This is a genomic window from Saprospiraceae bacterium (assembly GCA_016709995.1).
Taxonomy (GTDB): Bacteria; Bacteroidota; Bacteroidia; order Chitinophagales; family Saprospiraceae; genus JADJLQ01.
This window is the reverse complement of record JADJLQ010000002.1, coordinates 815164-827789: the sequence shown is the minus strand read 5'-3', so window position 1 is coordinate 827789 and position 12626 is coordinate 815164. Positions and strand designations below refer to the sequence as shown.

Here is a 12626-nt window from a genome sequence, read left to right as displayed (position 1 = left end):
TATTTAAACAGATATATCCGTTCGATCAAAAATTTTGGATTATACTGAGTCCAAATCTCTATGTGCTTAGTTTATGTCTTTTTTGTCCTTAAGTTTGTCTATGAGGGCCTGTGCTGCTTTTTTTGCATTTTCATTTGGTGCCTGAGATAGCGATTTGTAGGCATATTCCAATGCTTTAGCAAAGTTTGCTTTGGAGGAATACGTATAAGCCAATCCTGTATTGACCGCCTGGATATCACCAAACCTGTCTAAAGCCTTAGTCATTACTTCCATCGCTTTTTCAGACCTTTTTTGACTGATAAGTGACCGACCATAGGCTACATATTGGTTGACATTGGCCATAGGCAATGCTTCACTCATCACTGAATCAGCCTGAGCAGTTTTGTTGAGTTTGGTATAAGCATTGGCCAGGTTGCTTAATGTAGTATAGCTACGGATACTGCCAAATCCATTGACAGCTTTTTGGCTCCAGGAGAGTGCTTCTTCAAGATTGATATTTTTATTGATACAGTATTGAGCTGCCTGTAAAAGATTGCTGGCATTGAAGCCTTTTTGACTGGTCACCTGATCTCTCAGCCGGGCCACGACGATATTGTCTACATCCACTTCTATTTTAAAAGGGACAATCATTTTTTCCCACATCATAGTCACCGTAGCTCCGGTAGGTCGGTGTTCGACAAACTCATATTTGAGCCACTCTACATTTTTATCATTGATCTGTGGTTTGAGAGCCACTCTGAGCTGATCATACTTTTGTTCGTAATAAAAGCTTCCCCACGCATCACTTTTAGTGGACAGGATTAAAATTACACTGTCAGGATACATGGCCATATGGATACCATAAGTCCCAGCAGGCACCTCGTGTCCCTCTAAGGTAACAGGATGTTCAAAGGAAATGGTGGTGTTTTCATTGGCTCCGGCGCGCCAGGGAGCAGTGAGACCATTGGTGATAAAACTAAAAGTGCTAAAACCATAAGGGACAAGTGTGCCCCAGATCTTACCTTCTCTACCGCTCACATCCGGCCTGGAATAAGAGAGGGTAATATCGGTAATGCCGATTGTCTCCGTTATCGTAGCCCTCGGATTACCTCCCGGAGCGGGTACATCCATCTGTGCATAGGCAGATACAGCTATACCTATGATAGCTATTATTAATATATATTTTTTCATCGTAAGCGTGAGTATATCGTTAAGAAAATAGTTTAAATTTTGTGTCTTTCAGCCCGCGTTCCTGAAGAATTATTGCTAACGGTGATGCATCTTCTCCTCCTTTATTGGCATGGTGTAATAGTGAAAAGCCATGTGGGCCCCTCATAGTCAGGTGCTCCGGAAACGCATTGAGATAATTGACTATCATGTCTGTTTGGCCCAACATCGTCATTAAGAATATATTACTTCTGGCTCCTTTGCCCAACAAATAGGCAGCAATATCTTTCCGACCGACATGACCGGCTGCCTCGATCCCTGATTCAAAATCACCGCCTCCCCAGTCCCAGGAACAGTAAATCAAATTAGGTATTTCAGTCAATAAAGCCTTGACTTTGTCGAGATCAGCATGACATACTCCTACAAATTCTTTGACTTTTTCAGCCGGTAGCGCCATAGGTTTAGGCTCGGGCTGCCCGATAACGACGCTAGAAAGTAAGCTGGCACTCATGGTGCCGCCCAACGTATAGATAAACTGTTTGCGATTCATTGGATGAGTTTAAAATGAAAAAACATAATAAAGCTATCTGAATATCAACCAGATAGAGCGTACATCCTCTGTATTTAACCAAATATTAACCGATCTGCTAAAGTTATCTATCTTCGAAATGATTTAGTCTATGCGGCAAATTATCCTTATCTTTGCGGCCTTAAACAAAAAAATTAATATTTATGGCAGAGCCAATCAGAGCATACAATGTGAAGACCAAAGAAAAAAATGTCGAAATGAAAGACGCAGTGATCACTAAAACTGCACGTGGTGGTTATATGGCCCAGGGCAATGACGGTAAAGGTAACAAACTGACCTGTCTTATGGGTGCAGAAAAAGCCCTCCAGGCGATCAAAGACGGTGTGGCTAAACAGTCATTCTAAATCAACGATTAAGTCTTTTTTACCAGCCAGGGTCCTTTAATTTTTTAAAAACCTGGCAAAAACGGCTCTTGTTTTTTGGCAAGGCTAGACTTTTTATTGCTTCAAAATATGTACTATTTGAGTAATAATGAGCCTAAATAGGTGGTTTTAATTCGTTATAGAATACCTGTACGAGGTAGGTCCTACCTATGCCAAGCACTTTTTAATCAATTTTCAATTTGGGCTGCCTTCAGTCATTTGCGATAAAGCTGCGGTAAATCTGTGGCAAGCACCGGAATCGCTATCAAAAAACAAAAGAGGCTCTAAGAACTCAAGCTCCATCAAATTAAACCGGCCCTGATCATCCAGGTATCCATCGATCCTGGCATATAACAGCGGATCAGTAATCAGACCGAGTATGGTGTCAAGGTCTTTTAATAATGATACATCAGGCGTGTAAGATTGGTGATACCCTCCATGCTCAGACTGTACTCTAAAATCACCTGCTTTGGCTTTTTTACAAACTGCGTGACTAAATTTTTTATTGAAGTATATCATAGAGATTTCTCCGCGATCTACGATCTCATGAGCATACTTTTGGATGATCACATCTCTGTATAAGAGCAAATCTTCAAAATCTGCCGTATGAGCCTCTATAGTAGCAAGTTCAACTACCCAGGTTTTATAGGCCCCTCCGGAAATGGAAGGTTTGATGACCGCCTTAGACCATTGATGATTGTGGAGGATTTCACTCAACGAGTAAGTTTGATTTTTATGACAATAATAGAACTGAGGTATGAGGACCCCTTCCGACCTCAACCGAAGCAGATAACTTTTATCGTGATTCCATCGAAGTACAGAGATCGGATTAAAGACTTTAATTCTTTTTTCTTCCAACAGATCCAGCCAGGCAGTAAAAGCGTCCACTTTGTGAAAATAATCCCAGGGGGATCTCACGATGACACAATCAAATGATGTCCAATCAATCGTGTTATCATCCCAAACAGCAGGATGTACCTGATATCCTTTAGAATATAAATATTGGGCCAAAAGAACATCATCTTCAGTCAGATCCGGGTGTTCGAAGTCAGTGACAAAGGCAAGCAACATAAGTATAGGAAATGGTAAAAGTAAGCAGCTTCATGAATATCCTATTGAACAGCATGATACAATTTTTATTTAAAATGTAGTCAAGTCCGGTTTAAGATTAACTAGATTAGTACGGTCAATCAGCATGTTTTGCATCCGTTGACTTGTCTCTTTTTTAACTAGAAGTGTAAAATTATTTGCAATGACAGAGAATCGTAATGGGTCGTCTAATTTAGCCTTTTAAAAACGCCAATCACTAATCCTATGATCTTCGAACCTTTTCAAATCAAAAATCTACATTTTAAACATCGGATACTCAGATCTTCTATCGGGGGTCGTACCTCTTTTTATGATGGAACCGTATCGTCTGCTTTTAAAAATTTTGAAAAACGATTTGCCCAGCACGATGTGGCCGGCATCATCTCTGCAACCATCAGCGTCAATGATGAGCGTACCTCGCCCATGGAATATCCAAAGCTCAGCGATGATCGTTACATCAAGCCCCTGGCCGATGCTATCAAAGCGGTACAAGCCTATGACTGCAGGTACATCGTACAGATCGGAGATACGGGAGGAGCTACGCACACTAGTTTGTTTGCTCAAGCCTCTGATGCCAAATCATCATCGACACTGTTTGATTTGTTTTATGGATATCAAAATCTGCACAAGGCAATGACCATCGAAGAGATCGAAATGACCATCACCAATTTTGCAGAAGCAGCCAGGCGGGTGCGTGCTGCAGGGGCAGATGGACTTGAGATCACTGCCAGCAAAGGGTATGTCATTCACCAGTTTTTGAATCCGGGTATCAATCGCAGGACAGATAAATATGGTGGCACGGTAGACAAACGATTTACACTGTTAGAAGAAATCATCCTGGCTGTAAGAAAAAAAGTGGGTGATGATTTCCCCATCGGTATCAGGCTATCGGCAGCGGATTATAACTACCAACCATTAAACTTGAGGCTACCTATACGCTTTCCGCTCAGACATTGGTATTTTGGCAATACGATCGAGGAAAATCTTCACTACGCTCAAAAACTCAAAGCCCTGGGTATCGATTACCTGCACATTGATAAAGGCTATGGATTTCCCAATCCTAAAGGCAATCCGGGCTCTTTTCCCGTACACGAGATGAAGATGTTTTACAATTCCAATAGACATTTATCTATCAAAGCAGGTTTGCGCGCAGTATTGTTTAATCTGATCCCCGAGTTTATTCTAAACCCTATCGCAAATATTGGTTGGTCGGACACTCCTGCTATATCAGCTGATGATGCTTTGCGATTTAAGCAAGAGGTTGGACTGCCGGTCATTTCCAACGGAGGCTACCAGGATCGTGATATTATAGAGTCTACGCTCACTCATGGCAAAGCAGATCTGATCTCTATGGCACGACCACTCCTCGCCAATGTAGACCTGATCCAACAATTCAGAGCAGGAAGCACCAAAGCTGCCAATCCCTGTACCCACTGTAATCGTTGCCCGGTTCGAACAGCTAATTTTCCTCTTGGCTGTTACGATCCGTCACGGTTTAAATCAGAACAGGAAATGGAAGCACAGATCATGTGGTGGAGTGCTTGTATTGATGAATGAAAATTAGCACTGGATCTTAAGCGTACAAAATATCCGAAGGATGAAGTAGGTTTTTACCCACCAAAATTGTTGAAAAAGATAAAGTGTCTTCAAGGTAAAACTCAAAGACACTTTATTTTTATGAATACATTAAATGGTATTTAGCACTCACTAGTAGGTATTTACAAATGAGTTCGAATAAATAATAATGTTTTTGACTTTTTTAATTATCCCGCGAAAATGTATCCACATCCTTTATTTTGGGCTCTGCCTAAAGCCCATACGCCAGAGGGAACAGCTTGGATACCTGGAAGTATCCCACTCATAAAATCTTTTCTTACTTCTGAGGCATCCAAATTCATGCCTTTTGCAACTCCTGTACTAAAAACAGTCATTGCCGCTTCACAGACACAAAACATGACGCCATTTGCCTGCAACTCGTTTATACCTATTAATACCTCGCCGATGCCTGGGACTTTAAATGCTCCGGCTTTGGGTTTCCAAAAAGGATTGCGTAGAGCGGGCTTGCCAGTTTCAGGATCATTTGCTTTAAATACCTCTCCCAAATTGTATTTAGCCCAAAGCCTGTCCTCCATAGCATAACCTATGGCAGTATGACGAAGTACGACTACCACCCCACAATCATCGGCTTTCTGTCCTGTCATTTCATTGGTCATTAAAAACACCCTGGGCCAGGCAAAGGGATATATCTCATGCGGTTGTGTCGCATCAAAAACAATGCGTTGTGTGCCTTTAATTTTTTCAAACCATGCGACAGGGTCACCAGGTGCAGCAGGCAAAACAGTCTCTGAATTTGCAAAAGCGTTCATGGTAGGAACCATCGTCGTCAATCCGATGGAAGCAGCCCCTGTAGCAATGGAGCTTAAAAATTTACGGCGGTCTGTGTTTTTGTTTTTTTGATAGATTTTCATAGTAATTGGGTTTAATGAAGAATATTTTTTTGAAAAAAAAACTAAGAAACATACAATAAAAACAGATAATAAACTAATAGAGGCACTATTTTTTTTATTTCATTTTGCAGTAAGGCTTTTGTAAATTGGAGTCAGTTTTTCAATAAAATTCGATTATTAAATATCAAAAATATTATCATGAAACGTATATTATTTATTGCATGCATTTTAGTAGCTTCAAGTTATAGTTTGTATTCACAACCCAAACCATATAATGTTGTGTTCGACTTAACTACTGGTGATACCCTGACGCACAAAAGGGTGATCCGCTGGATAAAAGGTATTCTAGAATCTTATCCTGACGCAAAACTGGAGGTAGTGTTTTATGGAAAATCATTAAATATGGTGGAGACGGAAAAATCTTCTGTGTCCATGGATGTAGAAAAATTTGCTGGCTCAAAAAATGTAACCTTTGCAGTCTGTGAGCAAGCTATGAAAGTGCATAAAGTAGCTCGTGATATGTTATTGCCTGGTGTTACTACTGTGCCTGATGCTATTTATGAATTAATTAGTAAACAAGCTGACGGTTATGGTTACATTAAAATCGTAGATTAAATTTATCATAAGAATTGGCGCACCCTGCTTATGAGTTGATTGCCGGTCTACCATCAGAATTTATTTTTAGAATACCTTTCACCTTCGCCACTACCCATTGGTTGCGTATTTTTTGTTACAAGCAACCAAAGTGAAGACAACGCTGCATGGTTTATTAAATCCTGTTAAGTAATTCTGATTTACCCATATTTATTTGGTCTTCTATGACAAGTATCCGGATATGTGCTGCAATGAAGAAAGCATTGAAAGTTAACACAAAAAAATATACCAGTTTCAAATTCAATAACTGTCCGTCAGAGAATGTCGGATAGAGTCAAAAGACCAATTAGGGATCTTTCTGTTTTCAGCTTTTCGACGATTGTCCTTCATCTTCTCTATCTTTGCAGCCCTAAATTATGCCATACAACGAGTACAAATCCCTCAATCTGCCTGATATCGATCGCGAAGTCAGGTCCTTTTGGGAAAATAACGACATATTTAATAAAAGCATTGCAGAGCGTGCTGATGGCCAACCTTTTGTATTCTACGAAGGGCCACCCTCTGCCAATGGCTTGCCCGGTATCCATCATGTGATGGCGCGCGCGATCAAAGACCTTTTCTGCCGCTACCATACGATGAAAGGCGAGCGGGTAGAGCGCAAAGGTGGATGGGATACTCATGGCCTGCCGATCGAACTCAGTGTAGAAAAGGAGCTCGGCATTACCAAAGAAGACATCGGCAAAAAAATATCAATCGACGATTATAACCACGCTTGTCGCAAGACGGTACTGCGCTATAAAGATCAGTGGGACGAACTCACGCGTCGTATCGGCTATTGGGTCGACCTGGAGCATCCATACATCACGTACGAAAATGATTATATCGAGTCAGTCTGGAATCTGCTGCAAATTTTATACAAAAAAGGTCTGTTGTACAAAGGATATACGATACAACCTTTCTCGCCTGCTGCGGGCACTGGCTTGAGTTCGCATGAGCTCAATATGCCGGGCACTTACAAAGAGGTTAGTGATACTTCGATCGTCGCCTTGTTTGAGGTGATTCGGGATGATCGGTCGGCCTTTTTATTTGATACAGAGACCGAAGATGTACGCATAGCTGCCTGGACGACTACGCCGTGGACCCTTCCCTCCAATACTGCCTTGACCGTCGGAAAAAATATTGATTATGTCAAGATCAAGACCAATAATCCTTATACTGATATGCCGATGTCTATCGTGATAGCTTCCGTATTGGCACCTAATTGGGTTGGAGGAAAAACCAAAGCGCCCATTTTGGAGCAATCAGCATCATTCAAAGGATCCGGATTGGCTGATATTCGATATCATCAATTATTTCCCTATGGCATACCAACAGACGGTGATGCATTTAAGGTACTGATCGGAGATTTTGTGACCACAGAGGATGGTACAGGCGTAGTCCATACGGCTCCTTCCTTTGGGGCGGATGATATGCGCGTAGCCAGAGCCAATGGGATAGGTTCTCTTACCCTGGTGGATAAACAAGGTAAGTTTACGGATCAGGTAGGAGAATTCGCTGGTCGGTATGTCAAAGATTACACGGATGATCCAAACTATCAAAATGTAGATATAGACATCGCCGTAAAACTCAAACAAGAGAATAAAGCGCTGAATGTGCAGAAATATGTACATACTTATCCTCACTGCTGGCGCACCGACAAACCAGTCTTGTATTACCCGCTCGATAGCTGGTTTATCAAATCTACTGCAGCCAAAGACAGGATGGTCGCATTGAATAAGACCATCAACTGGAAGCCTGAGAGTACCGGCACCGGTCGATTTGGCAATTGGTTGGAGAACCTCCAGGACTGGAATCTTTCCCGATCAAGGTATTGGGGTATTGGCTTGCCCATCTGGAGATCCGAAGATCAGTCTGAAGAGATCTGCATAGGATCTATAGCAGAATTACAACAGGAGATAGATAAAGCCAATGTAGCCCTGGACTTACATCAAACCGTACCGACCGATCTGCACCGTCCCTATATCGACGAGATCACGCTGATATCCGCTACCGGTCAACCTATGAAGCGGGAACTTGACCTGATCGATGTATGGTTTGACTCGGGCTCCATGCCTTATGCTCAGTGGCATTATCCTTTCGAAAACCAGGAGAAGTTTAAAGCCAACTTTCCTGCGGATTATATTGCTGAAGGAGTAGATCAGACCCGTGGGTGGTTTTTTACCCTGCATGCGATCGCGACCATGTGCTTTGATTCAGTAGCTTTTAAAAATGTAGTGAGCAATGGTCTCGTGCTCGATAAAAACGGCCAGAAGATGTCTAAACGACTCGGCAATGCGGTGGACCCATTTGAGACACTGGACAAACATGGTGCTGATGCGACTCGCTGGTATATGATCGCCAATGCCAATCCCTGGGAAAATCTCAAATTCGATATAGAGGGATTGGAAGAATCCAAGCGCAAGTTTTTTGGAACCCTATACAATACCTATTCATTCTTTTCCTGTATGCCAATGTAGATGGTTTTTATCATCAGGAGCCTTCGATTGCTTTACATGAAAGACCGGAAATCGATCAATGGATACTCTCCACTCTGCATACCCTGATCGCCGGTGTGGACAAAGCTTATGCCGAATACGAGCCTACCGTGGCCGCACGTTTGATAGAAACCTTTGTCGATGAAAATCTGAGCAACTGGTATGTCCGGCTCTGTCGAAGGCGATTTTGGAAACCCTCGCTCAATGCCGATGGCACTCACACCGTCGACAAAATAGCGGCCTATCAGACTTTGTACGAATGCCTGATCACCGTGAGCAAACTGATGGCGCCGCTGGCCCCTTTCTTTGCAGATTGGTTGTATCGGAATCTAAATTCTGCTACCGGGCAGGAGTCTCATGACTCAGTTCACCTGGCTTATTTCCCTATCTCGGAGAAGGCTACCATCAATACAGGTCTCGAAGAGCGCATGGACTATGCGCAGCGCATCAGCTCCCTGGTCCTGTCCTTGCGCAAAAGAGAAAAACTCAGGGTAAGACAACCATTGAGTCGCATCTTGCTGCCGGTGCTGGATGAAAAATTTATCACCCAGATCGACCAGGTCAAGGACCTCATCCTTTCCGAGGTCAATGTCAAAAACCTGGAGTATATCACCGATACCAGTGGCTTGATCAGTAAAAAAATCAAAGCCAATTTTAAGACCTTAGGAAAAAGGTTAGGTAAAGACATGAAGGCAGCCGCTGATCTCATAGCTACTTTTTCGCAAGATCAGATCCGGTCTCTCGAAAAAACAAATTCCTTCATCCTGGAGATCAAGGAAAGTAATTATCCTATCACGCTGGAAGATGTAGAGATCAGCAGTGAAGATCTGCCAGGCTGGTTTGTGGCTAACGATGGATCTTTGACTGTAGCCCTGGACACCGAGTTGAATGATGATCTTCGTGCAGAAGGCATCGCGCGCGAGATCGTCAACCGGGTGCAGAATCTACGGAAGAGTAGTGACCTTCAAGTGACTGATAGAATACATTTGTATTTAGAACATACAGAGACTATCCTGCCTGCATTAAATCTGTTTTCAGACTATATCAAAAACGAGGTACTTGCCGATGATATCAAGTTGAAGCCGTTGACCGGCGTGGACAAGACGGAATTGGTAGAAGGGTTGGCTGTTGGTATTGGGCTGGAGAAAGTATCATAGGCATTATAGAATGAGTCAACTAAGGAATCATCTTGCTTTTTAAATCATTTTTCTACGAAATCCAACTCACGACCATAAGTCTCCTCTATGCCATAAGATGCCCAGATTGCAATACCCATCACCAGGACTCCGGTAAGGATAGCTCCCTGGACATAGTCTCCCGTAGCACTGCGAAAAAATTTAAATAATATAATGAGTAAAGGGGTGGATCCTCTCACCATATTGGAAATACTGATTGCAGCGGAAGCTCTGAGATTGGTTCCAAATTGTTCGACACCCATAGTAAGATATATCACATTGAGTCCAGCGCCAAATCCCAGGCCTGCAATCAAGGTATAAAACCAAGCTGCCGAATTATGGTGCTGCGTAAAAAACAATATCAGGAAGAAAAGACAGATCAAGTAAAATATATAAAGTGTCCTCTTCCGGCTTTTGATCCGCTCGCTCATCCATCCGACCACATAATCGCCTGCAGCGACAGCCAGGTAGAAATACATGATCGCCTGGCCCGGCTCAATACCCTCCACACCAAAAGCGGTACCAAACTGATCTGAAAAAGTAACCAGGATCCCAATGATGTACCATACCGGAATGCCGATCAGGATACATCGGAGATACCGTATAAACCGACGCCTGTTATTAAAGAACATCAGAAAATTACCCCGGGGGACCGCTGTGTTTTTTACCTGGAGATAAATCGTACTTTCCGAAATTCTTAATCGTAACAACAATAAAACAATCCCCATACCTCCTCCAATAAAATAGCATATTCGCCAATCAAATAACTTGCTTACACCAAAAGCTGCCACAGCACCGAGTACCCCAAACCCTGCAATGAATCCGGCGGCTAAGCTTCTTTTTTCTTTGGGCAATTGTTCACTGACCAGGGTCACACCTGCACCCAGTTCGCCCGCCAAACCTACTCCTGCTAAGAAACGTAGGACCGAATATTGATACAGATCGGTGACCATCCCATTTCCAATATTGGCCAAAGAATATAATAGGATGGATCCAAAAAGTACTCTAAGCCTACCCAATTTATCTCCCAGTATTCCAAACAAGATACCCCCGATCAACATGCCCACCATCTGCAGGCTGAGAAGAAACTCACCGTCAGTCAGCACCTGGGACTCAGTGAGACCGATGGCCGCCAGACTAGGTTTTCTGATAATAGCAAATAGCAGGAGATCATATACATCGACAAAAAACCCCAAAGCACTCACGATGACTGCAAGTTGAAAGATAGAAGCAGAAGGTTTATCGTTCATGTAAAATTGTGCCCAATGACCAATTATTAAAAGCCTCTCCCCAAAGCCACTTCAATCTGTGCCAAATGACCCCTGCAATGCCAGGCGACTTTATCCATTTCATCGCGCAGCGTTCTGATCCCGGTCTGACTATGCACGAAGGGCAGATCACCATGGGATACGTAGTATCTTTCTGCAAGGTGTATGACGCCCTCCCGCACTCCGGTGAATATTTGTTTGCTTATCTCCAAAGGAAAAGTATGATAATCGAGATGAGCAGCCCAGGCATCCTGATCAAATGCCCATATCAGGGGATTAGGTTGCTCTGAAATAATCCTTCGAATTCGGTCATACAATACCGTTTCAGCGTCGACGATATGGATCAATAATTGCCTGATATTCCATTTACCTTCGCCATATGACCATAGCAGCGCAGTAGCGGGCAAGTCAAAATGTTGCAGTACCAGTGACTTGCTCAGTTTGAGATCTTGTACAATATCCATTTCCATTAAGCATTCATTTCTTTCATTACCTTTTTATACAAGGCAGTAATTTTTGTTTTTGGATCGCCGGCTCCGAGTGTCTCGATGGGCAAGTATCCCTGGTAGTTTGATTTTTTGATGATCGCAAATAGCCTTGGCAGATCGGTTTCGACTTCTTTGCCATTCACGAAGATGTTTTCTTTGACCTGCCAGTTGATAGCATGATCAATATTTTTTTCAATGGCTTTATAGGGATCTTCCTGGCGATAACTTCCGGTGTCCAGAATCAATCCAAACCAGGGTGATACAATAGCTTGCATAAATTCATTGACGATGTCAGAAGTCAGTATAAAATCATTGTGATTTTGTAATCCGATGATCACCCCATTTTGTTTGCCATACTCCACACATCGTCGTATATCCTCCAGCATCCATTCGGTGATCTGGGCACGTGTATAGCCTTCGCGTTTTTCTTGTCCTCCGAATATTCGCAGCACCGGGGCTCCAAGCCTGGCAGCTACATCCACCCAGGCGAGTACGCGTTGTACCTCCGAGGCACGAAGTATTTTATCAGGGATCGTAAAATCATTGCGTACGCCTGTGCCACTGATTTCTATGCCTAGTGCATGGGCTTTTCTTTTGATGGAGTAGAGATAATCCCTCTCAGGGGGCAGTGGATATCCTTTAAAATAGTATCCTGTGATGTCGACGCCGTCAAACCCAACCTCTGCACAAAACTCCAGCATATCGATAATATCCATCGAACCATCCATCAATGGGGCATTGAATGAAAATCCATTTAGGCTGGACTTTAACCGCTGATGCATCATAGCGCTATGCGAAGCATTTAAAATTTTATTACCCGAAGTCAACTCTGTTGAAACCAACCCTAATGCAGGCAAGGTCATCAAGCTTTTTAAAACCTTTCGTCTGTTATTATTCATCGAGTCACTTTTTTAAAATGATTGTGGACACTATT

The 12626-nt window shown here is 42.8% G+C and carries 10 protein-coding genes and 1 pseudogene; 4 read left to right on the top strand and 7 right to left on the bottom strand.

The features are described 5' to 3' along the window. Positions 1-66 precede the first annotated feature (66 nt). Together IPJ09_17735 and IPJ09_17730 are read right to left on the bottom strand one after the other, a co-directional pair. Positions 67-1170 carry a DUF2911 domain-containing protein gene (locus IPJ09_17735; GenBank protein ID MBK7373238.1) on the bottom strand — a complete coding sequence of 368 codons (1104 nt, stop codon included), beginning with the start codon at positions 1168-1170 and terminating at the stop codon, positions 67-69. 19 nt (positions 1171-1189) lie between these two features. Then, positions 1190-1603: an ankyrin repeat domain-containing protein gene (locus IPJ09_17730; GenBank protein MBK7373237.1), complete on the bottom strand. Its 414-nt coding sequence runs from the start codon at positions 1601-1603 to the stop codon at positions 1190-1192. 275 nt (positions 1604-1878) lie between these two features. Between IPJ09_17730 and IPJ09_17725 the strand changes: the two genes are divergently transcribed. Next, on the top strand, positions 1879-2079 hold the full coding sequence (locus IPJ09_17725; GenBank protein MBK7373236.1) for a hypothetical protein: 201 nt from the start codon (positions 1879-1881) through the stop codon (positions 2077-2079). Positions 2080-2292: 213 nt separating this feature from the next. Here the strand turns inward: IPJ09_17725 and IPJ09_17720 are convergent, their stop codons facing one another. Next, entirely contained in the window at positions 2293-3168 is an 876-nt protein-coding gene (locus IPJ09_17720; GenBank protein ID MBK7373235.1) for a hypothetical protein, read from the bottom strand. Positions 3169-3411: 243 nt separating this feature from the next. On the opposite strand from IPJ09_17720, the gene IPJ09_17715 reads away from it, so the two are divergent. After that, positions 3412-4743 (top strand): hypothetical protein, encoded by a 1332-nt coding sequence (locus IPJ09_17715; GenBank protein MBK7373234.1) that lies wholly within the window; start codon positions 3412-3414, stop codon positions 4741-4743. A gap of 206 nt (positions 4744-4949) precedes the next feature. Here IPJ09_17715 and IPJ09_17710 read toward each other — a convergent pair whose 3' ends face one another. Beyond that, the gene (locus IPJ09_17710) at positions 4950-5654 is read right to left on the bottom strand and encodes a hypothetical protein (protein MBK7373233.1); all 705 of its coding nucleotides are present in this window, start codon (positions 5652-5654) and stop codon (positions 4950-4952) included. Between the two features lie 177 nt (positions 5655-5831). Between IPJ09_17710 and IPJ09_17705 the strand changes: the two genes are divergently transcribed. Both IPJ09_17705 and IPJ09_17700 read left to right on the top strand, forming a co-directional pair. Further along, positions 5832-6248, top strand: coding sequence for a DsrE family protein (locus tag IPJ09_17705; GenBank protein ID MBK7373232.1), 417 nt, complete (start codon positions 5832-5834; stop codon positions 6246-6248). A gap of 395 nt (positions 6249-6643) precedes the next feature. Next, positions 6644-9918: pseudogene (locus tag IPJ09_17700) on the top strand (isoleucine--tRNA ligase). Positions 9919-9962: 44 nt separating this feature from the next. Here IPJ09_17700 and IPJ09_17695 read toward each other — a convergent pair. The 3 genes from IPJ09_17695 to IPJ09_17685 are packed head-to-tail and all read right to left on the bottom strand — an operon-like array spanning position 9963 to position 12591. Then, complete coding sequence (locus IPJ09_17695) at positions 9963-11186, bottom strand: MFS transporter (protein ID MBK7373231.1); 1224 nt, start codon at positions 11184-11186, stop codon at positions 9963-9965. Between the two features lie 26 nt (positions 11187-11212). Then, positions 11213-11668: a DinB family protein gene (locus tag IPJ09_17690; protein MBK7373230.1), complete on the bottom strand. Its 456-nt coding sequence runs from the start codon at positions 11666-11668 to the stop codon at positions 11213-11215. Positions 11669-11673: 5 nt separating this feature from the next. Beyond that, positions 11674-12591, bottom strand: coding sequence for a sugar phosphate isomerase/epimerase (locus IPJ09_17685; GenBank protein ID MBK7373229.1), 918 nt, complete (start codon positions 12589-12591; stop codon positions 11674-11676). Between the last annotated feature and the right edge of the window lie 35 nt (positions 12592-12626).